This is a genomic window from Halomicronema sp. CCY15110 (genome assembly GCF_016888165.1).
In the GTDB taxonomy this organism is placed as follows: domain Bacteria; phylum Cyanobacteriota; class Cyanobacteriia; order Phormidesmidales; family Phormidesmidaceae; genus Halomicronema.
The window spans coordinates 12,103-38,535 of record NZ_JACSWC010000441.1; the positions used below are offsets into that span (position 1 = coordinate 12,103).

Annotated in this window: 24 protein-coding genes; 13 read left to right on the forward strand and 11 right to left on the reverse strand. The window is 54.2% G+C overall.

Features of this window, described 5'->3' with window-relative positions; translation table 11 throughout:
* Positions 1 to 153: 153 nt before the first annotated feature.
* A complete protein-coding gene (tsf, locus tag JUK32_RS26860) occupies positions 154 to 813 on the reverse strand; it encodes a translation elongation factor Ts (RefSeq protein WP_204141964.1) in 660 nt (219 codons plus the stop codon).
* A gap of 59 nt (positions 814 to 872) precedes the next feature.
* Positions 873 to 1,661 (reverse strand): 30S ribosomal protein S2, encoded by a 789-nt coding sequence (gene rpsB, locus JUK32_RS26865; RefSeq protein ID WP_204141965.1) that lies wholly within the window; start codon positions 1,659 to 1,661, stop codon positions 873 to 875.
* 296 nt (positions 1,662 to 1,957) lie between these two features.
* Here rpsB and JUK32_RS26870 point away from each other — a divergent pair, with 296 nt between their 5' ends.
* The gene (locus tag JUK32_RS26870; RefSeq protein ID WP_204141966.1) at positions 1,958 to 3,172 is read left to right on the forward strand and encodes a type IV pilus twitching motility protein PilT; all 1,215 of its coding nucleotides are present in this window, start codon (positions 1,958 to 1,960) and stop codon (positions 3,170 to 3,172) included.
* Between the two features lie 12 nt (positions 3,173 to 3,184).
* Positions 3,185 to 3,931, forward strand: a complete 747-nt coding sequence (locus JUK32_RS26875) for a circadian clock KaiB family protein (RefSeq protein ID WP_204141967.1) — start codon at positions 3,185 to 3,187, stop codon at positions 3,929 to 3,931.
* 204 nt (positions 3,932 to 4,135) lie between these two features.
* On the opposite strand, the gene JUK32_RS26880 is transcribed toward JUK32_RS26875, so the two are convergent.
* From JUK32_RS26880 to JUK32_RS26890, 3 genes are all read right to left on the reverse strand, one after another.
* Entirely contained in the window at positions 4,136 to 4,534 is a 399-nt protein-coding gene (locus tag JUK32_RS26880) for a DUF6464 family protein (RefSeq protein WP_239113149.1), read from the reverse strand.
* Between the two features lie 172 nt (positions 4,535 to 4,706).
* Positions 4,707 to 6,515, reverse strand: coding sequence for an aspartate--tRNA ligase (gene aspS, locus JUK32_RS26885; protein ID WP_204141969.1), 1,809 nt, complete (start codon positions 6,513 to 6,515; stop codon positions 4,707 to 4,709).
* A 177-nt stretch (positions 6,516 to 6,692) separates the two neighbouring features.
* The gene (locus tag JUK32_RS26890) at positions 6,693 to 7,754 is read right to left on the reverse strand and encodes an adenosine deaminase (protein WP_204141970.1); all 1,062 of its coding nucleotides are present in this window, start codon (positions 7,752 to 7,754) and stop codon (positions 6,693 to 6,695) included.
* A 304-nt stretch (positions 7,755 to 8,058) separates the two neighbouring features.
* Here JUK32_RS26890 and JUK32_RS26895 point away from each other — a divergent pair, with 304 nt between their 5' ends.
* The 5 genes from JUK32_RS26895 to JUK32_RS26915 all read left to right on the forward strand — a co-directional run bounded on the left by JUK32_RS26895 (position 8,059) and on the right by JUK32_RS26915 (position 12,563).
* Positions 8,059 to 9,396, forward strand: coding sequence for an adenylosuccinate synthase (locus tag JUK32_RS26895; protein ID WP_204141971.1), 1,338 nt, complete (start codon positions 8,059 to 8,061; stop codon positions 9,394 to 9,396).
* A 55-nt stretch (positions 9,397 to 9,451) separates the two neighbouring features.
* Positions 9,452 to 10,078, forward strand: coding sequence for a 50S ribosomal protein L25/general stress protein Ctc (locus JUK32_RS26900; protein ID WP_204141972.1), 627 nt, complete (start codon positions 9,452 to 9,454; stop codon positions 10,076 to 10,078).
* A gap of 69 nt (positions 10,079 to 10,147) precedes the next feature.
* Positions 10,148 to 11,692, forward strand: a complete 1,545-nt coding sequence (locus tag JUK32_RS26905; RefSeq protein ID WP_204141973.1) for a bifunctional aminoglycoside phosphotransferase/ATP-binding protein — start codon at positions 10,148 to 10,150, stop codon at positions 11,690 to 11,692.
* 73 nt (positions 11,693 to 11,765) lie between these two features.
* Entirely contained in the window at positions 11,766 to 12,062 is a 297-nt protein-coding gene (locus JUK32_RS26910) for a hypothetical protein (RefSeq protein ID WP_204141974.1), read from the forward strand.
* A gap of 12 nt (positions 12,063 to 12,074) precedes the next feature.
* Positions 12,075 to 12,563, forward strand: a complete 489-nt coding sequence (locus JUK32_RS26915; protein ID WP_204141975.1) for a GNAT family N-acetyltransferase — start codon at positions 12,075 to 12,077, stop codon at positions 12,561 to 12,563.
* A 33-nt stretch (positions 12,564 to 12,596) separates the two neighbouring features.
* Here JUK32_RS26915 and larB read toward each other — a convergent pair whose 3' ends face one another.
* Complete coding sequence (gene larB / locus JUK32_RS26920; protein ID WP_204141976.1) at positions 12,597 to 13,385, reverse strand: nickel pincer cofactor biosynthesis protein LarB; 789 nt, start codon at positions 13,383 to 13,385, stop codon at positions 12,597 to 12,599.
* A gap of 227 nt (positions 13,386 to 13,612) precedes the next feature.
* Between larB and JUK32_RS26925 the strand changes: the two genes are divergently transcribed.
* The gene (locus JUK32_RS26925; protein ID WP_204141977.1) at positions 13,613 to 14,716 is read left to right on the forward strand and encodes an ElyC/SanA/YdcF family protein; all 1,104 of its coding nucleotides are present in this window, start codon (positions 13,613 to 13,615) and stop codon (positions 14,714 to 14,716) included.
* A 179-nt stretch (positions 14,717 to 14,895) separates the two neighbouring features.
* Here JUK32_RS26925 and JUK32_RS26930 read toward each other — a convergent pair whose 3' ends face one another.
* Together JUK32_RS26930 and JUK32_RS26935 are read right to left on the reverse strand one after the other, a co-directional pair.
* Positions 14,896 to 16,200: a S41 family peptidase gene (locus JUK32_RS26930; protein ID WP_204141978.1), complete on the reverse strand. Its 1,305-nt coding sequence runs from the start codon at positions 16,198 to 16,200 to the stop codon at positions 14,896 to 14,898.
* 615 nt (positions 16,201 to 16,815) lie between these two features.
* A complete protein-coding gene (locus JUK32_RS26935; protein WP_204141979.1) occupies positions 16,816 to 17,832 on the reverse strand; it encodes a DMT family transporter in 1,017 nt (338 codons plus the stop codon).
* Between the two features lie 228 nt (positions 17,833 to 18,060).
* On the opposite strand from JUK32_RS26935, the gene sppA reads away from it, so the two are divergent.
* The 5 genes from sppA (at position 18,061) to JUK32_RS26960 (ending at position 22,755) form a co-directional block, all read left to right on the forward strand.
* Complete coding sequence (sppA, locus tag JUK32_RS26940) at positions 18,061 to 18,912, forward strand: signal peptide peptidase SppA (RefSeq protein ID WP_204141980.1); 852 nt, start codon at positions 18,061 to 18,063, stop codon at positions 18,910 to 18,912.
* Between the two features lie 415 nt (positions 18,913 to 19,327).
* Positions 19,328 to 19,747 (forward strand): chorismate mutase, encoded by a 420-nt coding sequence (gene aroH, locus JUK32_RS26945; RefSeq protein WP_239113151.1) that lies wholly within the window; start codon positions 19,328 to 19,330, stop codon positions 19,745 to 19,747.
* A 530-nt stretch (positions 19,748 to 20,277) separates the two neighbouring features.
* Positions 20,278 to 21,261, forward strand: coding sequence for a 30S ribosomal protein S1 (locus JUK32_RS26950; protein ID WP_204141982.1), 984 nt, complete (start codon positions 20,278 to 20,280; stop codon positions 21,259 to 21,261).
* Between the two features lie 99 nt (positions 21,262 to 21,360).
* Entirely contained in the window at positions 21,361 to 22,101 is a 741-nt protein-coding gene (locus JUK32_RS26955; RefSeq protein ID WP_204141983.1) for an HAD family hydrolase, read from the forward strand.
* A gap of 60 nt (positions 22,102 to 22,161) precedes the next feature.
* A complete protein-coding gene (locus JUK32_RS26960) occupies positions 22,162 to 22,755 on the forward strand; it encodes a DUF1802 family protein (RefSeq protein WP_204141984.1) in 594 nt (197 codons plus the stop codon).
* Here the strand turns inward: JUK32_RS26960 and JUK32_RS26965 are convergent.
* The 3 genes from JUK32_RS26965 to JUK32_RS26975 all read right to left on the reverse strand — a co-directional run bounded on the left by JUK32_RS26965 (position 22,727) and on the right by JUK32_RS26975 (position 26,352).
* Positions 22,727 to 24,136, reverse strand: a complete 1,410-nt coding sequence (locus JUK32_RS26965) for a 1-acyl-sn-glycerol-3-phosphate acyltransferase (protein ID WP_204141985.1) — start codon at positions 24,134 to 24,136, stop codon at positions 22,727 to 22,729. The genes JUK32_RS26960 and JUK32_RS26965 overlap by 29 nt on opposite strands.
* A gap of 145 nt (positions 24,137 to 24,281) precedes the next feature.
* Positions 24,282 to 25,499 (reverse strand): DNA-processing protein DprA, encoded by a 1,218-nt coding sequence (gene dprA, locus JUK32_RS26970; protein ID WP_239113152.1) that lies wholly within the window; start codon positions 25,497 to 25,499, stop codon positions 24,282 to 24,284.
* A gap of 175 nt (positions 25,500 to 25,674) precedes the next feature.
* Entirely contained in the window at positions 25,675 to 26,352 is a 678-nt protein-coding gene (locus JUK32_RS26975) for a DUF2301 domain-containing membrane protein (protein WP_204141986.1), read from the reverse strand.
* Positions 26,353 to 26,433 lie beyond the last annotated feature (81 nt).

The following is a 26,433-nucleotide window of genomic DNA, read 5'->3' on the forward strand; positions in this document are numbered from 1 at the left end:
TCTTGATGACCTCATATTGCCTCAGGTTCCCCTGTCAATGGGCACGGGTGCTTGGCCTGTTTGAACCTAGCCAACGTAATGTCATAAAAAAGCCAGGTCAGCAATTAACAACTTACCTGGCTCGCTATAACTTCACAACCACACCCAAGGGCGTCACTTGCCGCCAGTTTGGGCAGCAACTTCGGCAGCGAAATCGACCTCTTCTTTCTCGATGCCTTCACCCAGAACAAACCGCGCAAAGCGTCGAATCCGAATGTTTTCCCCGAGCTGGGCAACTGTCTTTTTCACCAACTCATCTACAGTGATGTTTTGATCTTTGATGAACGGCTGATCCACTAGAGACAGTTCTTTCAGTCGCTTATCAATTCGGCCTTGAACAATTTTCTCGCGAATATTTTCTGGCTTTTCCGCCAAATCTTCGCGGCCCATTTCAATGGCCTTCTCTTTCTCAATCCACTCTTGGGGAATTTCATCAACTTTGACGTATTCCACGTTTGGACAAGCAGCAATCTGCATCGCCACATCTTGGGCCAAACTTTTGAAGTCGTCACCTTTGGCAACGAAGTCAGTCTCGCAGTTGACCTCCACTAAGACACCAATGCGAGCACCCACGTGGATGTAGCTATGAACGAGGCCTTCGGCGGCAACCCGACCTTCTTTCTTGGCCGCAGAAGAGATGCCCTTTTGGCGCAGCCATTCCACGGCTTTTTCTAAGTCGCCTTCAGTCTCTTTCAGCGCTTTCTTACAATCCATCATGCCTGCGCCGGTTTTTCCGCGCAGTTCTTTCACCAACTTTGCAGGAATTTCTGCCATGTTACCCTCGTTGCTTACTTAGTTGCTTCATGAATGATCGTGTAACGCGATCGCTGGATTTATTCTTCAGAATCATCCTGGCTATCAGCAGACGGAATCTCGTCTTCGCCGTCGAAATCGGCTTCTGCCCCGTCATAGTCGTCGTAGATTGCGCCCGAATCGACTCTGCCGTGGGCTCCTTCGTAAATGGCATCGGCCAAGCGACCCACAATTAGCTTAATCGAGCGAATGGCATCATCGTTGGCTGGAATCGGAATATCTACGTCGTCTGGATCACAATTCGTATCCAGCAATGACACGATGGGGATATCAAGCTTCTTACATTCCTGAACGGCGTTGTACTCCCGTCGCGTGTCGATGATCAGCGCGACATCGGGGGGACGACGCATCGTTTTCAGACCGCCCAGATACTTTTGCAGCTTTTCTAGTTCACGACGCAGCACTGCCGCCTCTTTTTTCGGGCGGAGGGCCAGTGCGCCCGTTTCTTGCATTTTTTCCAATTCTTTGAGGCGATCGCACCGGGTTTTAATCGTTTCCCAGTTGGTCAACATGCCCCCCAGCCAGCGCTGGTTAACATAGTTAGCACCACAGCGCGTCGCTTCCTGCGCGATGATGCCAGCAGACTGACGCTTTGTGCCGATGAATAAAAACTTTTGGCCCTTGGCCGCGGCCTCACGCACGTAGACAAACGCCTCGTCCATGAGCTGAGCGGTTTGCACCAAATCGATGATGTGAACCCCATTACGAGACGTAAAGATGTACTGAGACATCTTGGGATTCCAGCGTCGGGTCTGGTGACCAAAGTGAACCCCAGACTCTAATAACTGGGGCAAAGATACTACAGGCATATTTTTTTGACTCCTTTCGGGTTTAACCTCCGCCCGACAGTCTTCGTTAAGACACCCAAAAAGTCGAGCGTGCGATTTTAGACAACTTTACAAAGGTAACATGGGAAGGGCTTGTCTGTAGCAATGAGGGCAATTATTTGGGAGCGGCGTAACAAAGTCCACAAGTGAGTACCCCAGAGCGAAAATTCAGCTGCACAATAGGGAAACCTATGGGTGATCAAAAATGGTCAAGGGCATCGGCCACTGCGTCGGCAATGTCCCTCGTGAGATATTTGTAAATCTACGGAAAGCGTCCTATGTCTGCCGAATCTCAACGTCCACCTGCGGTGCCCTCGCGGATGCCGCCCCCGCCCCCGCCCAGTCGGGCAGCAGCCGGTAGACCCCCCGCGCCGCCAAGTGCGGCGGCACCTCGCCGCAGTGCGCCGCCCCCACCCACGACTCCTGCTAAATCGACGCTGTCGCTGGAGCAAATTTGCCGCGAAGCCTTTGATAAGGGATTTTCGGATATTCACTTGGGGGTTGGAGAAGTGCCCCGTTTTCGCGATCGCGGTCAGATTGCCACCTCCGATTATCCCGTTATCGATGAACCGACGTTTTACGGCTGGCTCGCCGAAGTGCTCAAGCCAGAAGAAATTCAACAGTTCAAGCAGACCTTGGACTTTGACGGCGCGGGCCAGTTTGATTTCTCCCGCATTCGGATCAATATCTTTGATACGTTAACCGGGCCATCGCTCGTTATTCGTTTGATTCCCAACAAGATCTTGAGCATGGAGCAGCTCAATCTGCCCAGCGTGTTTCGAGATATTTGCCATTACCACAAGGGCCTGGTGTTGGTAACTGGCCCCACTGGGTCGGGTAAATCCACCACGATGGCGGCGATGATTGACTACATCAACAAGGAGATGACGAAAAACATCATCACCATTGAGGATCCGGTCGAATTTGTGCATCAAAGTCGCAAATCGCTGATCAAGCACCGCGAAGTGGGCCGCCACACCCTGGAATTTAAAAATGCGTTGAAAGCCTCCCTGCGGGAAGACCCAGACATCATCCTCGTGGGTGAAATGCGGGATAAAGAAACCGTCAACACGGCGATGAAAGCCGCCCAAACCGGACACTTGGTAGTGGGGACGCTGCACACCAACAGTGCGGTCAAAACCGTCGAGCGGATTCTGAACCTGTATGAACCCGACCAACAAACCCCCGTGCGGATTTCGCTAGCGGAATCGCTCGTGGCGGTGATTGCCCAGGGGCTGTGCCGCACCACCGACGGCAAACGTGCTGCCTTCCACGACATTCTGATCAACACTGACGCCATTAAGGACTACATCATCCGGGGGGACTTGGATGAAATTGAAGCCCTGATGCCGAAGTGCGGCTTTGACGGCATGTGTACCATGAACCAGTCCTTGTATGCGCTCTATGAAACGGGGCGAATTACTGAGGAAACGGCGCTGGAAATGTCCCCCCGACAAAATGAAATGGCGCAGATGCTCAGAGGTCGGGTTTAGAGTTCTGTACTGATGTCGAGTTCGATTCATTCACTACCTCCTCCGGCGTTCAAAGGCATTGCGGTCTTTACGCCGGGGGGGGATGTAGTTTATTGCCGCGATTATGAGAAACGAGTGCAGTGGCACCTGAATCTTTGTGGCGCTTTACAAGAGCAGCTAGGATTGCCGGAGTCGCCGCACTTTCTGGTGCCGGCATTTACCGCGACGGTGGATTGCTGGCAAAATACCGCCACGGCAACGACTCATATTGCCGCTGAGGCTTATCCCTTTGTCTATCATTATCAGGGACTCTTGAATGCCATTTTTGACTTGGGCAATCTAGAGTGGACGCGCCTGCGCTTTGACCCCGATGGTCTCGATTTATCGGTGTTAGAAACTTATCGATCGCGCTTTCCGCAACTTTGGGAAAACCATAATTTAGTGCTGGATCTATCGGCATCACCTGCCCTGACGGATCAACCGACAGGCACCGCTGAACTCCCCAATGAGACGACCGGAACCGTCTTAAAGCTATTTGTGTCTGGTTATTCCGCCGCGACTGAGCAAATTCTCACCACGTTACAGAGAGTGTTAGAAGGGGGCCGCCGCCAACCGTATACCCTGCAAATGATCGACGTTTCCAAGCATCCTGAACAGGCGGAAGCTGATCAAGTAACAGCGACACCCACATTGGTGCGGGCTGCGCCGTTACCCATGCGGCGCTTGGTTGGCGAGTTGGATAATCCGCGGGCGATTTTGACGCTATTGAGGGATCCCTAACGTCTTGTCGTCAAGGCAGCAGCGTCTCACTCCACCGCTGCCCATGATGCGATCGCTACCAAGATGGCGGTTTGGGGGCATCGCGAACCAAAACAAAGACCCAGGGGTGACCTGGGCCGGAGTGCTAGCTATAGAGCAATGGAATCGGCTGACTGATCGAAACTTTTGAGTGATGAGGTGGCTCTTCAACAACGAGGGGAGATGTTAGGCCACGCTGGAAAAAGCGGGTAAGGGGCAAGTATTAGGCATAGGCGGAATTGGACAGGCATTGGTCGTGACTGGAGGCGTCTTGATGACCTCTCGGATAACCGGTGCTTCGTAATACTGGCACCCATGGCAGGGGCCGCAAGGGTTCATGGCGCAGCGTAGATAGGGCGATCGTGCATTCATCTCACAGCTAAAATCGCCAATGACGTAACCAATGCCCTCGACATAGTTCAGGTCGCGATCGCGCTGAATGGCTGCTTTCAAACCACCCCGAGCTGCTGCTTCCATGGCCCGCCCGAATTCCGCCTGCACCTGTCCACGCGAGCGCAGACTAATCCACGTCGAGATTAAGGCAGGCACTAAACTGAGACCAAAAATCAACAAAACTATGAGCATAAGGGTTCTAACAGACTCGTCTCGGACATCGATTAACCAAATCCTATCGTGATGTTGAGAGCGAACGGTCTCAGCTTTATGTATTTGTAGTAATCCTTATGACTTGTTGTAAAGTTGTGAAAACTTGGCGGCAGAAAAGCCCCGACATCAAGGGTTTTCCCGTTGATTGGAGTTAGCTATCTGCGGCCTCGGACTTGGGCTTAGGTCGATAGGTCGAAGCCACATGCAATTCTTTGAGCTGCTGGGCATCCACGGTCGAAGGAGCCTCGGTGAGCAAGCATCGGGCCTGTTGGGTTTTTGGAAACGCGATCGCATCCCGAATGGACTCTTCGCCCGCCATCAGCATCACCAGGCGATCCAAGCCATAGGCGATGCCGCCGTGGGGTGGCGTGCCATATTCAAACGCTTCCAGCAAAAAGCCAAATTTTTCTTGGGCTTCTTCAGTAGAGAGGCCAATGGTTTCAAACACCTGGCGCTGCACCTCGGGTTGATAAATACGCAAGCTGCCGCCGCCGATTTCATAACCATTCAGCACCAGATCGTAGGCTTGGGCGAGGGCCGTTTTTAGATCGCCGATATCGCTGGGTCGAGGAGCCGTAAACGGATGATGCAAGGCTTCTAGCCGCTGTTCGTCGGCATTCCACTCAAACATGGGGAAATCGGTCACCCACAGCAAGTTGAGTTGGTCGGCGGGAATCAGGTTCATTTCTTTAGCGATCGCCTGCCGCACCCGATCCAAAGTGGGATTCACAATGTCATCGGGGCCAGCCCCAAACAAAAGTAGGGTGCCGGGTTGAGCACCAGTACGGCTTAGCAGTTCCTGCTTTTGCTCGGCGCTGAGGTTATCTTTAATGGCACCAATGGTGTCAATTTCGCCACTCTCCCGTACGCGGATATAGGCCAAGCCCTTGGCTCCTGCTTCTGCTGCGACTTTGAAAAGATCGCCGCCAGGTTTAATGCGCACATTTGAGATGACATCGTTGCCGTTAGGAATGGGCAACACTTTGACCATGCCGCCAGATTTCACCGCTCCCGAAAAGACCTTGAAACCAGAATTGGCCACTAGGTCAGACACCTCCACCAGTTCCAGGCCGTAGCGGGTGTCGGGTTTGTCGGTGCCATACCGATCCATGGCTTCTGCATAGGTCAGTCTAGGAAATGGACGAGGCACGTCAATCCCTTGCACCGTTTGGAAAATGTGACCCACCAGCCGTTCGTTCAGGTCGAGAATTTCGTCCTGGGTGAGAAAGCTCATCTCCATGTCGAGTTGAGTGAATTCGGGCTGGCGATCGGCCCGCAAGTCTTCGTCGCGGAAACACCGGGCAATCTGGTAATAGCGATCGACCCCCGACACCATCAAAATTTGCTTAAACAACTGCGGTGACTGGGGCAGGGCAAACCATTCACCCTCATTGACCCGCGACGGCAGGATGAAGTCGCGCGCCCCCTCAGGCGTCGATCGCGTCAAAATCGGCGTCTCCACCTCCATGAAGTGCTCGGCGTCTTCTAAAAAGCGACGAATCGCTTTGACGACGGCATGGCGAGTTTGTAGATTTTGGGCCATGCGCTCGCGACGTAAATCGAGATACCGATACCGTAGGCGCAGTTCTTCCCTAACTGACTCAGCTTCCGCTGTAGACACTTGGAAGGGCAATTGCTTGCGCACAGCATTCAGCAATTCAATCTCATCAGCGTAGATTTCAATTTCGCCAGTGGGCAGCTTGGGGTTGACGGCCCCGTCTTGACGCTGGCTGACTTTGCCAGTGATGCGCACGACATATTCGTTCCGCAGGTCATTAGCGGTTTCAAAAGACCCTGGTGTACGCTCGGGGTCGCTTACGATTTGGACAATACCCGTGCGATCGCGTAAATCCACGAAAATCACGCCCCCATGATCACGACGGCGATCGACCCAACCAAACAGGGTGACAGTTTCGCCGGTATGGGAGGCTCGCAGGTGGCCGCAGTAATGGGTACGCATGATGTGCTTAGTGCTGGTTGAACGCAACAGATAATTACAAAACCTACCCATTATCTAGGATCATGCCACCTGTCGCACCCTCTGGCGCAGATTTTGTCGTCGCGGGACGAGGTATGCCCTAAGCAGAGAAGAGCGGTCGATCAACGCGACTTCTCTCCTCCGTGGTGACAGGTGCTACTAATGCACCGCTGGTTCGTCTACTTCTTCTAGCAGGCTAGTGAGTTGTTGTCGCCGCAGCATCGATTCGATGACGGAACCAGGCTGGCGCTCGTGAGGCCAGGCAAAGGCATGGCGAAAAGCGGCTGCTTGGCAGGCTTGTAACTCATCGAAACCGATGATGTCTTGAGTTAGCAAATTTTCATACTCAAAGGGCAAACGCACATTGTGCAATCCTGCGTTGTCGGTGCAGATGGCAATATCAACGCCAGCATCAAAGCAGCGATCGAAGACCACTTTTAACTGTCGCAAGTCATCTAATGTGCCGGTTTTGAGATAAGTGGTCGGGCACACTTCCAGGCATTGCCCTCGCGCTGCGACCTCTCGCAACAAGTCGGGACGCTGGAGGGGAATCTGAATGCCGTGACCGATGCGCATGAGGTAAGGCAGTAGCTCCGGATGACAGCCATCTTGGGTTTCAAACACGTGGCCTGTAGTGCTGATGCCTAAGTCCCGAGCGTGGGCGTACAGCGCAATATATTCGTCCATGCGCTCCCCATACTTGGCATCGCCTCCGGCCAAATCTACGGCACAAACATACTGGGGATATTGAGCCGCCAGTTCCACAATTGCCTGGTTTACCTCATAGGGCAACTTGGAATGCATACAGAGAATCTGCTTCGTCACGATCGGATATTCCGATTGCTGACTGGTTTGCCCTACCACCTCAATAATTTCTGCCATCTTGTCGATGCGTTCATGCTGGGGCAAATGCTCAGGGGTTCTGAGATAGGGGGTATATCTCAACTCTAAGTAAGCCAGGTTTTCAAAGATGTAAGCGCCCCGAATCAATCGATACACAAAATAGGGCAATGCCTCGTGGGTCTGAACACTTTCCACCAGAGTATGCAGCTCTAAATACTCAGCGAGGGTGTTACGAGGGCGGGTGTAGAACGATTCAAAATCGGGATAATCCGCGAAGCGATCGGACACATCCGGGCGATTGCGCTCAAAATAGCGCCACAAGACTCTAGGTACAACAGAACCGCCCAAATGACGGTGTAATTCAGCATACAAACTCATGAAAACCCCTGGAATGAAATGAATAAAAGCGTAAAGAACTGTAAAACATCTTGGAAGTTATCTACCGTTTTAGCGCAAACAACGCATTACCGTTTTAAACTCATACGTTTAGCTTGAATTTTGTCAATTCACCTCAGGTTGAAGCCGCAGGGCGGAAATCCTGTTGGTGTACAGTCAGCAACGACTAAATCGCGGATTGACTGACACAGCAATGATCTAACTTGAGCTGAAAAAATGAAATCTTGACAGGCTTGCAAAAATTTGCGGATAATGATCATTTGTGTGAACAGAAGACCTTAAGACATTGGCAAACGTCGTAGTAATTGGTGCCCAGTGGGGCGACGAAGGGAAAGGGAAAGTCACTGACCTCTTGAGCCGATCGGCTCACGTAGTCGTCCGTTATCAGGGCGGCGTAAATGCAGGTCATACGGTCGTTGTTCAAGGTCAGATTTTTAAGCTGCACTTGATTCCTTCGGGCATTTTGTATCCCGATACCGAGTGTGTCATTGGTAGTGGCACTGTCGTTGATCCGCGCGAAATTATTAAAGAATTGGACATGCTGGAGGGGTTCGGCATTTCGACCCAAAAGTTATTCATTTCTGAAGCAGCGCATGTGACGATGCCGTATCACCGTTTGTTAGACCAAGCCTCGGAAGAGCGGCGCGGCAGCAAAAAAATCGGTACGACCCGTCGCGGCATTGGCCCGACCTATGCCGATAAGTCTGAGCGGGTCGGCATCCGCATGATTGACCTTGTGGGTATGGACGGGCTCGATGAGCAAATTGAGTGGACGATCCAATACAAGAATGTTGTCCTCGAAAAGCTGTATGGCCTAGAACCGCTTGATCCGAAGGCGGTCATCGAAGAGTACAAGGGCTATGCTGATCGGCTGCGTCCCCATGTGGTCGATGGCTCTTTGTTGATTGATCAAGCGATTCGCGATCGCAAAAACATTCTCTTTGAAGGGGCGCAAGGTACGCTACTTGACCTTGATCATGGCACGTATCCCTACGTCACTTCTTCTAATCCCGTGGCCGGGGGAGCCTGCATTGGCTCTGGCGTCGGGCCGACCATGATCGATCGCGTGATTGGCGTTGCCAAAGCCTACACGACCCGCGTGGGTGAAGGGCCGTTTCCGACCGAATTGATCGGCGGCCTAGGCGATAAGCTCTGCGAGTTGGGGGCGGAGTTTGGCACTACGACCGGACGGCGGCGACGCTGTGGCTGGTTTGATGCCGTGATTGGTCGCTATGCCGTGCGCATTAACGGGATTGACTGCTTAGCGATCACGAAGCTCGATGTGCTGGATGAGTTAGACGAAATCCAAGTTTGCACGGCGTACAAAATCGATGGGGAAATTCATAAAGAATTACCCAGTAGTGGACGGTTGTTTGCGCAGTGCGAACCGATATACACTACTCTTCCGGGTTGGCGGCAATCCACCGCTGCTTGTCGATTGCTCGAAGACCTGCCGCCCCAGGCGCTGGACTATCTCAAGTTTTTGGCTGAGTTAATGGAAGTCCCTATCGCGATTGTGTCGCTGGGGGCCAGTCGTGACCAGACCATCATCGTGGAAGACCCCATCCACGGCCCCAAAAGAGCTCTGCTTTATGAAAATGGTAGTGCCTCTCAAGTAGCTTGATTGTTCGTTTGTTTGTTTGCCCACAGAAATCCTGTTGAAGTTGTAAGTAAGTCCTATGAAACTGTCAATTGAGTGTCAGAAACGCGATGCTAGCGTTAATCCCAGAGCCTTGCGCCGCGAGGGACAAATTCCCGCTGTTCTTTATGGACATGACGGCGATACTGCGGTTTCTCTCACTGTCGATCAGCGCTCAGCAGAGCGCTTGGTGCGCAGCGCTTCGGTCAACAACACACTGATTAACGTCACTGTGCCCGAAATGCCTTGGAACGGTCAGGCATTGTTGCGCGAAGTGCAGACTCATCCTTGGAAAGACATGCTCTACCATTTGAGCTTCTTTTCCATCGCGAGTCAGTCCAGTGTAGATGTGGTGGTGCGGGTTAACTACACAGGTACGGCCACGGGAGTTAAGGATGAAGGGGGCACACTGGACATCATGGTGTCTGAGTTAGCGATTCGCTGTGCGCCTGGTGCCATTCCGGAAACTCTGGATATCGATGTTTCTGGTCTAGCGGTGGGTGAGAACCTTCACATTAGTGACCTGAAACTACCGGCAGGGGTTGAGGCGATCGCGGAAACCGACCAGACTCTGGTGAATGTAGCCGCGCCGAGAACGGTCACGAGTGATGACTCTGCGGCAACTGCGGTCAGCCCCGTCACCGCTACTGAACCCGCCGCAGAGTAATTTTGATTGATTACGACGAAACCAGGGATGTTTATCCCTGGTTTTTTATTGCCAAAAGATTAGGTATTTATGGCTGACTCATCTTTGCCCCCGCTGATTGCACAAATGCTCCAACCGGAGTTTTATCCCCATGCGGTGAAGCCCCCCATTCGGTTAATGCAAACTCACGTGTCTTATGTGTTGCTGACTGGGGACTTTGCGTACAAAGTGAAAAAGCCATTGGATTTTGGCTTCCTCAACTATTCGACCTTGGAGAAGCGACAACATTTTTGTGCGGAAGAACTCCGGCTGAATCAGCGAGCGGCGGCCCCTATATATCTAGAAGCGTTGCCGATCGCGCAGCAGGGCGATCGCTACGCCTTGGGAACTGCTGGAGCGGGCGAAATCGTGGAATATACCGTCAAGATGCGGCAGTTTCCGCAATCGACGCTGCTGAGTCACCTTTTTGAGCAAGGGAAACTGTCTGAGGACTTGTTGCGGCAGCTCGCCGAGGTGATCGCCGACTTTCACCTCAAAGCCGAAACCAGTGACTACATTCGCAACTTTGGCACCGTTGAGAATGTTCGCCAGTCGATCGACGAAAACTATGAGCAGACGGTCGGTTTCATTGGTGGCCCGCAAACTCAACAACAGTTTGACGACACGAAAGTCTACACCGACGAGTTTTTTGCGACGCAATCAGCGCTGCTGCAACAGCGGCTGGATCAGGGCAAGATTCGGGCCTGCCACGGTGACTTACACCTCAACAATATTTGCTACTGGCAAGACGAACTCCTCCTGTTTGACTGCATCGAGTTCAACGAGCCGTTCCGGTTTGTGGATGTCATGTTTGACATCGCTTACATCATCATGGATTTGACGGTGCAAGGACGGCAGGATTTAGCGGCCATCTTTTTAAGCCACTATGTTGAATGCACCGGCGATTGGGAAGGACTGCAAGTGTTGCCGCTGTACGTCAGCCGCCAATCCTACGTGCGGGCCAAGGTCACCTCGTTTTTGTTGGGCGATCCCTCAATTGATGAGGCCACCAAACAAGCGGCCTCGGACAAGGCGGCGAAGTATTACACGCTGGCCTGGTCTTATGTGCAGCCCCAAGCCGGTCGGTTACTGGTAATGTCAGGGCTGTCTGGGGCGGGCAAAAGCACTATCGCTCAAGCATTGAGCCGTCAGCTCGGAGGCATTTACATTCGCTCGGATGCCGTCCGCAAGCACCTGGCCGGAGTGCCTCTGCGGGAGCGGGGCGACGACAGTCTCTACACGCCGGAGATGTCTCAAAAAACCTACGCCCGGCTGACCGCACTCGGAGGCTTGCTGGCGAGTTTGGGCTATACCGTGATTTTGGATGCGAAGTTCGATCGCGTCGCCACTCGACAACTGGCGATCGCCCAAGCTCAGACCCACAACGTTCCTCTAACCCTGGTTCACTGTGACGCGCCGACAAAGGTGTTAGAGCAGCGGGTGCGCGATCGCCAGGGCGATATTGCCGATGCGACCGTTGCTGTCCTCGCCAACCAACAGTTAGAGCCATTCACCGCTGAAGAGCAGCCGTATGTGAAACGGGTTGATACCACTCAACCGTTGCCTGCTCAATTGGCGACTATAGTAGAGGCGTAAATGAGTTGAACGGTCTGCTGCCACCGGCATGGAGTCGGGCCGTTCGGCAAGTCTGTCGATCTGCGGGTCAATTGTGACTGACAAAATCTTTCCCGTTGCGTTGAAACTGTGGCTGGTATTTTTGCTCGCCTTTTTGTTGTTGGGCTACGAAATTGTCCCCAGCATCATCTTTGGGGCGATCGCGGGGTTGGCCGGGGGAACGGTGTCGGCCTGGTGGCAAACTCCCGGTGGCGAGCCTGCCCCCCCCACAGCTGAACCCAATGCCCTCAACAAACTGGGCGAAAAACTCAATCCTGGACAGGTCCAAAATCGCCTGCCATTTTTGAAGCTCTTTACCCGCCGCGATCGCCGCTATCCTGGTCCGCGCTAATTTATCGCTGCTATGACGTTCGAGATTCGCGAAATTCAGCCATCGGATGATGCTGCCATTGCCGCCATCATTCGCCAAGTTTTGACGGAGTTTGGGGCTAATCGTCCCGGCTTTGCCTGGGCTGATCCCGAACTCGACCATTTGTCTAATGCTTATGTGGGCGATCGCGCTCTGTACTACGTCGTGACTCACGCCAATCAGGTGATTGGCGGTGCCGGGATCGCGCCGTTCCCCTGTGAACAGGCACACCTGTGCGAGCTGCAAAAAATGTATCTCTTGCCCGGATTTCGCGGACAAGGCATTGGACGACACCTGATGCAGCGATTACTCGATGCAGCTATCACCTTGCGATATCGCGGCTGCTACTTAGAAACTTTTGACGCCATGCACAGCGCGATCGCCCTGTATCAAAAATCGGGCTTTGAGCCCGTCAAAACGCCCCTGGGCGACTCCGGCCACAATAGTTGCAATCGGTTCTTTGTGCGTTGGTTTGAGGCGTGAGACTGTGCTGCATGTTTCAGCCGAATCGGTTCTCTAGAAGCGATCGCCTTTTTCCTGAAGGCGTTGAGCAGTCCGCAAAATCTGTCCTGCCAGCATCGCTGCTCCAAAGCCGTTATCGATATTCACCACGCCGATCCCCGTGGCACAAGAGTTGAGCATGGTGAGCAATGCCGACACCCCGCCGAAATTGGCACCATAGCCCACACTGGTCGGCACCGCCACAATGGGCACATCCGAGAAGCCCGCCACCACGCTAGGCAATGCCCCTTCCATACCCGCCACCACAATCAGCACATCGGCTTGGGCCACCATATCGCGATGGCGCAACAAGCGGTGAATGCCGGCGACCCCCACATCCCACAGCCGCAGCACGTTAAACCCGGAGAGTTCTGCGGTGATTGCCGCCTCTTCCGCCACGGGCAAATCCGCCGTGCCCGCCGTCAAAATGCCCATGATGCCGGGATGCTGCGGTTGACGATTCATGGGCACTAGCGCACAAATTCTGGCGGTTTCAAAATACATGACCTCTGGTAGCAGCCCCCGAATTTGTTGCGCTATATCGGAGTCGATGCGGGTGGCCATGACCACGGGGGTGCGATCGCGCATCGCTCGCATAATCGCCACAATCTGTTCGACTGTTTTCCCCGGTCCCCAAATCACCTCGGGAAAGCCCGTGCGCAGCGATCGATGATGATCCACCTTGGCAAACTCATCAATCGGCTCAAACTCTAAATATTTGAGCTTTTCAAACGCCGACTGCGGGCTCACTTGCCCCTGAGCGATCGCCTCTAATAACTGCCGCAACGCCTCTGGCTGTGTCACTCAAGATTCCTAACTGCAACCTGTCTAGCGTATCGCGATGGCGTGGGTTACGGGCTGTCCCCGATGGGCGTGGGCAAAGAGGTCGTGATCGGCAAAACACCCTGAAGTGTGCCAGAAAGATTGAACGCATGTATCATTCCATTTGCAGGGCCGCCTATCTGCCACAGGCAATTGCAGTGCGTTGAGGGTGGGTGAGCGATCGCCGTTTTCAGCTTTTCCCGCGCAGCATGGTTTTAGAACTGCTTACTCGCATTTTGGTATGGGCGGCCATGGGGCTGTTCATCTGGTACGTGCTGCTGAAATTTATCCCCCGCAACTTTTTGACGTGGTTTGGGGGAGCCATTATTTTGACGTTGTTTGTGCTGTCATTCATTGACCCCAACGACGACACCATTGGTTCGATTTGGCAAATTATTTCGCTGCCGTTGACGCCACTCGGGGCGACCTTGGGGCTGCTGATTTTAGCCCTCGCCGACAAGAAAATAAAAAGTCGATATGTCTGGGTGGCCTTGGTTATCTTGCTGGTAACCAGTGTGCCGCTCTTTGCCCGTACCATCGTGAACCAGGCCGAACAAGCGGTGCAAGAAGCCTACCGGGTGCAACAGGGCATTTGCGAAGATGTCTGCCCGACGGGCATTCCCACGACGATTCCCCTGGGTCAAGTCGTCGTTGAGGTCGTGATCGCGGACAATGTAGACTTAATCGCGCCCTTAGAGACCTTTCCTAATCAGATTGATAGCGAGGTTGCACTTGACCCTATCTTAGTGACTCGCCTGGCCAGTGCCGCCCGGTTAGAGGGGCGCTTGCGAGCCCAGGGCAGCACGCCGCTGGTGTATGTAACCGCTGGCCCCTTGTACGGCTCCGCAGAAGAAAAAGCCGCCAAAGAAAATACATTACGCCAAATCCTCATCAATGGCGGGGTGCCAGCCGCCAGTATCTCGGTGGGTGATGCTGGCATGAATATTCATGGTGCCATGCGCGACGTGAGAGGCTTGTTAGAAGAGCGGGGGACTTTACCCGATCCAGATTTGCCCCAGCGCGATACCCAGCGGGTGGCGTTAGTCGCTCCCGCTCTGTCGATGCGCCGCGCCGCCCTCACGTTCGAAAAAGAGAGGCTACAAGTGATTGCTTGGCCGACCAATCTATATGGCAGCAGCAGCCCCACTGGCGATACCCTCGCACAACTATCAGACTTGGTTCCCAGTGTCGAAGCTCTACGCCTCACCAGTCGCTATTGGAACGAAGTGCTGACGTCGTTTTACTACTTTTTGCGGGGCTGGCTACCCGGCTTCAACGTGCGGTGGAATGAGGTAGTCGAGTTAGTGCCTTAAGCAACCCCTTAAGGGAAAAGCGGTAAATAACCTGCTACGCGAAGGCTCTGGATGAAGAGATGAGTTGTTGGGAGGATGGAGACTGGCGCAGGGGAGCCGCTATGCTAATGGCGAGCGCGTGGCTAGAAACGATCACCCCACACCCTTCATCCTCATCGGATAAACCAGAGTTGTGAGGGTTATTCGTCAGGCGATCGCCCCACCTGCTGCGGCGTTGTTGGCATGGAGCGATCGCTTTGGATGGTCGGCGCTAGAGATTCAACCGCTTGAATAAACTGGGGATCCTGTTCAGACGCCAAGCGAGTCAGATCACGGAAGAGGTCACGTTCTTCGCTGTTGCTCAACTGCACTTCAATATCGGGCGTAATGCCCTTTTGGCTGATATCCGTGCCATTGGGCGTGTAGTAATGGGCGATCGTCACTGCCAGACCGGAACCATCCGATAGACCATAGAGCGACTGCACCAGTGCTTTGCCATAGGTCGTCGTGCCGACCACCGTTGCCCGGTTATTATCTTGCAAAGCCCCCGTCAAAATTTCGCTAGAACTGGCAGAGCGGTTATTCACCAACACTGCCATCGGCAAATCCGTCAACGCGGAACGATTGGCCGTAATCTCGGAGGGGTCGCCGTTGCGGTCAAGGGTGCGGACAATGGGGCCTCGCTGGAGCCACAGGCGGCTAATTTCAATGCTGGCCGAAAGTAGCCCGCCGGGATTGCCCCGCAAGTCTAAGACAAACGCCTCGGCCTGTTGATCAGACAGCGTTTCGATCGCTTCCACCATTTGTTCGGTCGCGTGACCACTAAATTCATCTAACCGAATGTAGCCAATGCGGTAGCCATTGACTTGCTTGAGGTCGTGGGCAACCGTCGGTAATTCCAAGCGGGCTCGCGTCAAAATCACCGATTGGGGATCGCTGCTATTGCGGGAATAGGTCACCGTTACTTGGGAGTTTTCATCCCCCCGCAACAGTTGTGCCACGCCGCTGGCACTGAGCCGATCCACTGATTGTCCATCCACTAGCAAAATGCGATCGCCCACGCGCAATCCCCGTTCGGCTGCGGGTGAATCGTCCAGCACCGTGGTCACTACAATGGTGCGGGTCTGCGCATCACGCTGCACCTGTAACCCGACGCCCGAGACCTCGCCAGCGGTTTGGTCCGAAATTTCCGCATACTCGCGAGGATCCAAGAACCGCGTGTAGGGATCGTCCAAACGGCGCAACTCATCGCGCAAAGCATCATAGGCAGCTTCTGTAGACGTGTAATCGCGATCGAGCAAGCGCTGCCGGACGGCCAACCAATCCGTTTGATTAAAAGTGGAATCGACGTATTCCTGATGAACTAGCTGCCATGCTTCATCCAGCACCGCTTTGGGACTGTCTTCGGCCAGTTCTGCGGCCTCAGCCACCGCTTGAAACGTAGGTGCCACAGTGGATAAAGCTGTCAGTAGCGACGTGGCGATCGCTCCCTTAGCAACAGTCATCAGCGAAGAAACTCGTCGGTTCACAGCGCGGGTCATAGGTATAAATGGCGAAATTAAAAATTTAGAGAGTGATTAGCAGCGGCGGTATCAGCGCCCAAGCACTTAACCAGCTTGTCAGGGCTGATCAAACTGTCCAAAACTGTTGAAAGTTAGTCTAGCCAAAAAAGCTAGGCAACGGTGACCCGGTGTTCCAATTCTTAGACTGTATTCATTATTTATTTTTGAGAGAGTTGCGGCGGGGCGCTAGGCCACCCTGCTGCACTGCTGAAGTTGCGATGTGAAGCGCGATCGCCCCAGCGCAAATATCGCACTTTGTCAGCTCTCGTCCGCTTCACAGGCCAAGTAGTTGACGGTATCTGTTTAGCGTTCCGTAAGATCCCCCGCTGTCGCCGCCCCCTTAGAAAGGGGGCTCGTAAGTCATGGGTTAGAAGTCCCCCTTTTCAAGGGGGATAGAGGGGGATCGGCGGTAGCTTGACGCTAAACACATACAGTTGACGTCAACTACTTGGCCTGTGCCCGATTGTTTTAGGGACATGCTCGCAACTTGAATCTGTCCCGCCTACCCACCACCTCACCAACCCATCAACACCGGGATCTTATTTTCTCGCCGATCCCTTAACTGTTGGATTCAACGGGCGGTTTATTAATGAGTTGCCACTTACCCAACACCCACTGGGTCAAGGTTTCGCGCTGATTAATCAAATAAATGCTGACAATCGTTAGCGACACCCCAAAGGTTTGAATCGAACTCAGCACCTCGCCCAAAAAAAGATTGCCAAACAAGAGGGCAAACACGGGTGTCAGGAAGGTGAGAGCGCTGAGACTGGTGAGGTTGCCGCGAGACGCCAACCAGAAAAACACCCCGTAGGCGAGGGCACTGCCCAAAATAGTGGAGTAGGCGATCGCGCCCCAACCCGTCAGGCTGATGCCCACCCAAGGTTGCTGCTCGCCCACCAGGGATAGGGCAGCTAGCGGGAGTCCTCCCAGCACCATGTGCCACCCCGTCGCGACCACTGGATCGGCTTCTTGCGAGACATAGCGAATCAAAATGGTGCCCACCGCCATCGATAGCGCGGCCATCAGCATTAACCATTCGCCCTGGTCAAAGAGTAACCGCAGCAGCATCAGGCCATCGGCGGGCAACTCCGACAACGTAAAATTGCCTTGAAAAACACTAATCAGCCACTCGTCGGGCAGTCCGAGCAAGGTGATCCCAGCCAGCCCGATCGCCAGCCCTAGCCAGCCCAAAGCGCCGACCTGCTCTTGGAATAGCCATCGCGCCATTAACGCTACCGCCAGGGGCTGCGAATCAATCATCACCGACCCCAATCCTGCGCCAGTCCGGACCAAGCCCTGGGCTAGAAATCCTTGAAACAGGGCTCCATCCACCAGACCGAACAAGGCAATCCAAAACCATCCCCGCCCACTGACTTGAAAACTCCGGCCCATCAGCAGCGCGAAGATCAGCACCAGCACCCCAGCGGGTAACAGTCGCATCGTCGCTAAAAAGAAAGGAGCCGTGTCGGGGATCACTCCCTTCATCGCCACCATCGCCGTGCCCCACAGAAAAAAGGGCGAAACGATGATCGGCAGCCGCAAGAGAGGCTTAGTCGTCGATAGGTTTAAGGCCATGGGCGGAGTGAGCGATCGCCAAACTGTTGAACAAACGTTACTTCAATATAAAGAAACTTGAAGTCCCTAGCCAGCGCCCCCATTCTCCCGGCGTTGCTCAGAGGGTTCAGTCAGGCGGGTACAATGGGCGATAAACGTTTGTTATTAAGCAAGCTATCCGTTACCAACGGTGGCTTCAGTTTTGGCAAATACTGCAAACTCATCACCTTCACTTAGCCTGCCCCATCTATGATTTGGCCATTTAAATCTCGTGCTCAACAGTCGATCGCCCGCATTGAAGTCAGTGGCGCGATCGCTGGCACCACTCGCAAAAATGTTTTAGAAGCGCTGGAGCAAGTCATCGAAAAGAAGTTTCCGGCTGTGTTGCTGCGAATTGATAGCCCGGGGGGAACGGTCGGCGACTCTCAAGAAATCTATAACGCCTTGCTGCGGCTCCAAGACAAGGAAATTCCTGTCGTGGCCAGCTTCGGCAATATCTCGGCTTCGGGCGGTGTCTACATCGGCATGGGCGCAAAGCACATCGTCTCTAACCCCGGTACGATTACCGGCAGCATTGGCGTCATTCTGCGCGGCAATAACCTGGAACGGCTACTAGACCGGGTGGGCGTTTCTTTCAAAGTCATTAAATCCGGACCATACAAGGACATTCTGGCTTTTGATCGTGAACTTACCGATGCTGAGCAGTCAATTTTGCAAGAACTAATTGATATCAGCTACGGTCAATTTGTCAAAACCGTGGCCCAGGCCAGGGGCTTGGCAGAAGAAGTGGTGCGCGAATTTGCCGATGGCCGCATCTTTACCGGCGAACAAGCGCTGGAGCTAGGCGTGGTTGATCGGTTGGGGACTGAAGAGGACGCGCGCCGCTGGGCCGCTGAACTGGCGGGCTTAGACCCTGACAAAGCCCCTGTGAAAAAGATTGAAGCGAAAAAGACGGGGCTGCAAAAGTTTTTGCCGGGTCGGAGTCAGTCGATGTTGACGCAACTCTTTCCAGAAGCCTCAACTAACTTGCAAACGGTCACCAATTGGCTAGAGTTTGAAATCTCGACCTCGGGTTTGCCCTTGTGGCTTTATCGTCCCTAGTGTTCTGTCAGTGTTTGATTTCAGGGTGATCACGCTCGCCAATATCCTTGCCCTGCGGGCAGGCACGGCCTACGACAAACTCAGGATGAGCGAGAACTGGGCGTTCGGGCTGAGCTGGTCATTCACGCAGTGGCTCCCTCCAGGAGCAAGCCCTAAGTTTTAGGCTTGACGCTGCACGAGTGTGGGTTGCCAAGAGCGATCGCGAGTTGCCCAGGCAGCCCAGGTGAACATCAATCGCCCTCTCAACCAGTTTCGTTGGGATGCTGGGTCGTCCCCAAGCCCCCTCAAATTCTGGACAACGTGTTCCTGAGTCCAGCCAATACGATTTGCTGCGGTAGAGACTGCTAGGATTGACGCTAATTAATTCCGTGTTTGATATTTCAAAAATAAAGAGTACTTAATATTCTGGTAAGGCATGTTGGAGGAAATAAATGTGGGTTGGCGAATTCAAGGGATCCGGGGTGCCATCACTGTGTCTCAAAACTCGGCTGAAGCGATCGCCGATGCGACCCATGAGCTATTAGACGCGATTGAATCGCAAAATCGCCTCAGCCCTGAATATTTGATTAGCGTCACGTTTTCCGTCACTCAAGATTTAGACGCTTTGTTTCCGGCAGCGGCGGCTCGCCAGCGTCCCGGTTGGGATGCCGTCCCCCTGCTAGACGTGCAGCATATGCACGTAGCGGGTAGCTTGCCGCGCTGCATTCGCGTGTTGATGCATGCACAGGTGCCAGTCCTGCATGAGCCAGTCGGGCATGTGTATCTGCGAGAAGCCAGAAACCTACGTCCTGATCTTGATGATCGGCCCGTTTCGGTACCTTCACGGCGTGAGTAGGGACAAGCCGCCGAGCCATTTTGAGGCACTTTTGCCCTCACGTCCTGGCCAACTCTGAACGACTTTCTGGCAACTTCAACCGGGAGCAAAGACAAGAATATCGAGTATGTAACAAGGCAATAGGCTTAGCTGGGTCGTGGCAAAGCCTTTAAGAGCAATGCTTTATCGGCCTTTTACCGTTGGCCTTCCTGCTCGTAGGGAAGATGCCGACCTTCGGCGAATTCATGAATTCGACCATCTGAGATGTGCCGACGCGGCAGAAAAGTGATGCCGCGATCGCAGTGATGGCGGGCCGACTAGAAATTGGTTGAAGCCGTTTGCAGACCAGCGATACAGAGAGTAGCAAACAAGTTTTAGACCCGAAGGCCAATGTTTTCGGGTATAATCGTAACTCTTGCGAGAGATTAGTCTCCCGCTAACCTCGTCTGCTTAGAAGTGAGACAACTTTATGGGTCTCAACCCATTTTGCTCGGTCCCTTGCGAACTGAGGAGAAAACTCATCACGGAGAAAACGGTAGGTAAACATTAGCATGGTCAATCAGGTAGAGCAGGAAAAGGGCCCAGATATTGGGTTTACCCACGAAGATTTCGCAGCACTGTTAGATAAGTACGACTATCACTTTAATCCCGGTGATACCGTTGCTGGCACAGTTTTCAGCTTAGAGCCCCGAGGCGCACTCATTGATATCGGTGCTAAAACTGCCGCCTACATTCCCATCCAGGAAATGTCCATCAACCGTGTGGAAGGCCCGGAAGAGGTTCTGCAATCCGACGAAACCCGTGAGTTCTTTATTCTCACCGATGAGAACGAAGATGGTCAGCTCACGCTGTCAATTCGCCGCATTGAGTACATGCGTGCTTGGGAGCGAGTGCGCCAGTTGCAACAAGAAGACGCGACCGTTCGTTCCGAAGTGTTCGCGACCAACCGTGGCGGTGCATTGGTACGCATTGAGGGACTGCGCGGCTTTATTCCCGGTTCTCACATCAGCACCCGGAAGCCGAAGGAAGACTTGGTGGCCGAAGAGCTGCCCCTGAAGTTTTTGGAAGTGGACGAAGAGCGTAATCGCCTCGTTCTCAGCCATCGTCGTGCCTTAGTTGAGCGCAAGATGAACGGTTTGGAAGTGGGCGAAGTCGTACTCGGTACGGTGCGCGGCTTGAAACCCTACGGTGCCTTTATTGACATCGGAGGCGTCAGCGGTCTGCTGCACATTTCTGAGATTTCCCATGACCACATTGATACCCCTCACAGCGTCTTCAACGTGAATGATGAAATCAAAGTCATGATTATTGACCTTGACGCCGAGCGCGGTCGGATTTCGCTGTCGACTAAGCAGCTAGAGCCGGAACCGGGCGATATGGTCAAAAACCCCGACTTGGTCTTCGACAAAGCGGAAGAAATGGCTGAAAAGTATCGCGAAGCGATGGCGAAAAAAGCCGAAGAGGAAGCCGCTCAATCAGCTGGTGACGACACTAGCGAGTATGTTGACGATGATTTCTCTGATTCTGAAGAATAGGTTCATCTGAATCAGGTGGAAGTTCGAGGGCTGTAGCGATGAGCTACGGCCCTTTTTTGATGGCCCTTTAGGATTGGATGGCATGCTTTTGGAGATGAAATGGCTGGTTTGACCGTGTGCTGTGGCGATCAGCAATTCCAAAATATTTCGGCCATTTTGTGGGACAAGGATGGCACCTTGGCCGATTCGCACGGCTTTCTAAAAGAACTGGCGAAGCGACGATCGCACCACCTAAACCAACAGCTTCCTGGTATTTACGATGATCTGATGGCGGCTTTTGGCTGTGCGGCGGATCGTTATGATCCCGCTGGACTGATGGCGGTCGGCACTCGCTATGAAAACGAAATTGCGGCGGCTGCTTATGTAGCGGCTCAGGGCCATGCGTGGGCTGCCTCGCTGCAACGGGTGCAGTCGAGTTTTGCGGAGAGCGATCGCCACGTTACCCGCAAAGCTGAGTGGACGCCACCGTTCGAGGGCATTCCGGCACTACTACAGCAGGCACAACGACAAGGACTCTTGATGGCGGTCTTGTCAGGAGACACCACTGCGAACATTCAAGATTTTCTGGACTGTTACAATCTGGCGGCCACAATCGCGTGGAGCGCAGGGAGTGAAGCGCCGCCCGTGAAACCCGATCCACAAGTGGTGTGGACTGCCTCCGAGCGGCTAGGCGTCTCCCCCGACGCCTGTTTGGTCATTGGCGACTCAGCCTTAGATCAACAGTTGGCTCACAATGGCCAATGCGCCGGATTTGTCAGCGTTACCTGGGGGGGCAGTCCCGCGATCGCGGACGCGGACGCCGTCTTGACGACTCCCCAGGCGTTACAGTTGCTGCCCTAACTGAAACCATCGCGCTAATCTTGAGGCAATGACACTGGCGTCACGGCAGGAGGCACCATTTTGAGCAAAATTACCTGGGCCTTGAAAGAATGGGCCGTCGCAGTGGAAGCTCTGTTAGCGAGAGAGTTAATCGTCCTGATTCGCAAGGGCGGCATCCGGGAGGCGCAGCCCGTGTTCGAAGTACCGAGCGATCGCACCATCCTATTTCCCACCTACGAGCATCAGGCCACTGAGGCCCTGCGAGCCCCCTGGCATTCCCGAGTCAAGTTGCAGACGGTACCCCAAGTGGGCGATGAGCTGACTTTGCCGGGTTGGGTGGAAATTAGCCATCAACTGGCGTTGACGGGGCCAGACATCGTTCAACGACTCCATCCCTTTCACATTTGGACGGATGATTGGCTGAGCGATCGCTTGGCCTGGAAACCGGAACGCCCAGCCTACGCCCTCTGCTTGCGAGTGCATCGCTTTGCCACGCCGCTCACCCTGACCGATGAACAACGTTATGGCGGCTGCCGCTCCTGGGTGCAGTTGCCAACGCTGGCGACCTTGCCTGCCAGCACCCCGGTCTTGACGGTGGCGGCTTATCAGCAGCGGATAAATGAGTTGATCACGGCGATCGCGCCCGTTACGGTGTCGGCGGTTTCTCCGCCGTGATGAGGACTTGCACCGCAGTTTGCAAATCGTTGGTGAGGCCAGCGATCGCTTGGCGGCGGTTGGCCTTGTAAGCTGGCCAGCGATCGCTCACCGACAACGGTTCCCCAACTGAGAGATAAGCGAGTTGATCGCCCAAAGTTGGACGCGGAAACGGATTGTCGCCTTTAATGCGAGCAATGGTATCGCGCAGCAGTAGCAGCGTTTCCGCAAAGCGCTCGACCGAGGGTTTGGCCTGGACATATTCGCCCGTGACCGCGACAAAGCTCTCCACCAGGCGCATATGCCACATTCTCAACGTGGCTTCTTCGGCGATGCGATCGGCCAGCCCCCGCTCGACGGGCGACAGGACCTTATCCGGGCGCAAATCTTCTCGATAAATCCAGTCCCAACCGGCTTGCTCAATTTTGCGGCAGCGGTCAATGACGGAGCCCTGGGCGGGAATTTGAAAAAACGACTCAGCCGTTTGTAGGGCGGCATTGAGTAAGCGATTTAACCGCTCCGCCAGCTCATTGGCCGATTGATTAAGGGTCGTTTCGGCAGGCATAAACGACGCTTCAAAGAAATCGCTGTAGTAGGATTCCATCATTTCGAGTAGCCGCCAGCCGAGGTTGACCAAACGGGGATAGAGGGCTTGGGCGATCGCCTCTGGCTCAGCGGGCAAGCTCGATGCCGTGGTTGACGCTGTGATTCCCACTTCGGTCTCTAGCTGGGCCAGCAGAGCCGCAAGGGGTTGCCAGGGAGCATCCTGGTAAAAATATTGAATGCCCAAGGGAACAATGAAGACCGCTTCCGAGCGCTGGGCTTTTTGCACATCATCCACACACCAAAAACCCAGTTGAGCGATCCCCGGCTCAAACGGACTGACGATTTCACTATGACCGTTGTTGGCCCCTTCGGGCGCTGCCGCCATCGGGAACTGTCCATTGGCAAATAAGTTACGGGCTGATTTGAGCCCCTGGCGGTCGACCTTGCCCCGCTGAATGGAGGTGCCGCCTAATCGCGAATACAAACTCCCGATCCAGTCGCCCGCCCAGAGGGGAATGCCGCGATCGTAGATGAAGTGAACGTGGGGCGTTTGGGGCAGGGGGCGGCCCAGTTCTTGGGCAATTTGGGGGAGCTGGTTCCACAGCAGGTTCATCAGACAGTAGGCGTCGTCGGGGCTGGGGTGACGAAACGCGATGAGAAATCGGGCTTCTTGCGCCGCAAATTGGTGAAAGAGGTCAACCAGTACTTCCGCCCCTTGAAGGTTGAGCGCTTTGACGCTACTTTTCCAGCGCATCCAGACTGGCAGCGCCGTTTTCATCAGCCACAGTACTTTGGGATCAAAATTGGGAGGCAGAAAATCCAGCGGGGGCTGAGCGGAGTGAACTGTTTGGGTCATGTTCTGGTCACGCGGAATTAGGTTGGAGTTGAACGGCGGCAGCGGGCTTGTCCGCTAGTGTAAGGGAGGCGATCGCTTGGTGCGACTCCATGTAACAGACTGTGGATTGAAACCAGAAACCAGAAACAAGGTGAAGGGTACCCGTTTACTCCGCGCCGAGTTGATACTGTTGCGTGCCCGGTATGCTGCTAATGAGCCCCATGAGTTCTAGCTGTGTCAGGGCGCTGAGAATATCGCCTGTGGACAGTTCATTGACCTGCTGAACGATCGCATCCAGTGATCGCGGTTCGGCAGTCACCGCTTGAAACACGGTCAATAAGAGCGGCGGTAAATCAGGCGGCGGGGCCGGAGCGATCGGCAGCGACGGCTCCACAGGAATTTCTCCTAACGCTTGCACCAGCGTATCTTCGCGCAAAATCATCTGCGCCCCCTGACTCAAAATGTCTAAACAGCCGTGGCCGCGAATGTTGTCGAGGGAACCCGGGAGGGCAAACACGTCGCGACCGTAATCGTTCGCTAACTTGGCGGTAATCAGTGCCCCAGATTTGCGCGGGGCTTCCGTGACTAAGGTGGCCCGGCTCAACCCGGCAATAATGCGGTTGCGCTGGGGAAAATGCGCTTTTTCAGGTTGGGTGCCGGGGGGATATTCACTCAGCAGCAGCCCTGATTGACCAATCGCTCGATATAAATCTCGATTGCGGTAGGGATAAAACACGTCAACCCCCGTGCCCAAAACGGCAATGGTTTCACCCTGAGCTTCCAGGCAGCTTTCATGGGCGATGCGGTCAATACCATCGGCCAGGCCAGAGATGATCAAAAACCCGGCGCGACACAAGGTTTTCGTGAGACGGCGAGTCCACCGTTTGCCATACTCTGAAGGGCTGCGAGTGCCTACAATGCCCACCGCTGGCCGTTGCTGACAGGCTGACAGTAAGGCTAAATCACCCTGGTAGTAAAGAATTGGCGGCGGATCCGGAATTTCGTATAGCAGAGCGGGGTAAGCGGCGTCGGCAGGCGTGATGAAGTTTTCGGTGGCGGGGCTGGTAGTCTCCAGATCGATTTGCGGGCGGTGTTCGGCGATCGCCCACGCCAGCTTGAGGCCAATGCCCTCCACCGCCAAGAGCTCATCCGGCGGGGCTTCCCACGCCAATGCCAAGGAGCCGAAATGTTGCGCCAGGCGCTTTTGTAAAATTGGCCCTAAGCCGTGAATTTGGCTCCAGGCAAACCACAGTATGCTTTCCTGCGACGATTTTTCCTGCGACAATGCGATGCCCCCGATGTCGGTTTCAACCCTGGGGTTAGAATGCCCGAGATGCGGGCCACGAGTACCACGCGATCGCCTCAGGTAGGTCGGCGGCATCATGCCGCGTCAGGTCAACCTTCAGCCCAGCGGCTTCATTGCCTAGGGCGCGTCATTATTTAGCCGTCAAATCCTTTTGGCAAAAGGGCAACTGTCCCTCGCTGGCTCGCTGGTGGAGTGAATGCGCGCGCGCGACCGCTTGCTCCCAAAGGTTGCTGAAATTGACTGATGACGCCTTTTAGGAAGGGCTGGTCGTCGGCTGTTGGCGCTGCTGTTCCAGGTAGGCGAAGACGCTTTTGTCACCAATATCATCAGGACAAGGCTGCACCGATTTCCGTAAGGCAAATAGCAGAAAGTTAGCGGCCCAAAGCGCGAGTAATCCGGCTTCCCACTGGATGGGCAAAAACTGAAATAGATGCCCGAGGAGCAAGAGGGGAACCAGCGGCGTCATCACTTTGGTCTCAATCCGGTTAAAGCAGAACGCCTCTTTAAAATAAATTCCGTTCAATGCGGCAAAGGTAAAGCCAATGCCCCAAATCGTGGCGGGATAGTCGAACACGGTCTGGGCAAAGGGCTCGGGCGAGAAGTGAGCGATCGCTAAAGACGCCACCCCACCAATCAACCAAAACGCCTGCAACAGCCGATGCAGGGGACGCAAGTAAATATGGATCTTGAATAGGCTGTAGCCCAAAGCCAACCAAAATAGGGTGTAGAGTCCGCTGATACTTTGTACGACCCAGTCCACATCGCCGCGCCAGAGAATACCTGCCGTGCCCAGGGCAAAGCTGCCCGCCGCGATCGCGAGGCCAGCACGATATTGGATCACTTCTTTGCGATCGCTCGCATCAACCGTGAAGGTGCCAAATTGCCCTTCGTAAATTACGGGTTCTAAGGTTGGTTCCGTGTTAGTCGTCATGCCCAGTGCCATCAACTCAAAAGTGTCAGTCCGCTGACCAAGTCTTGCAGGACTACTGCTCTCTATCCTAACGGCTGACTC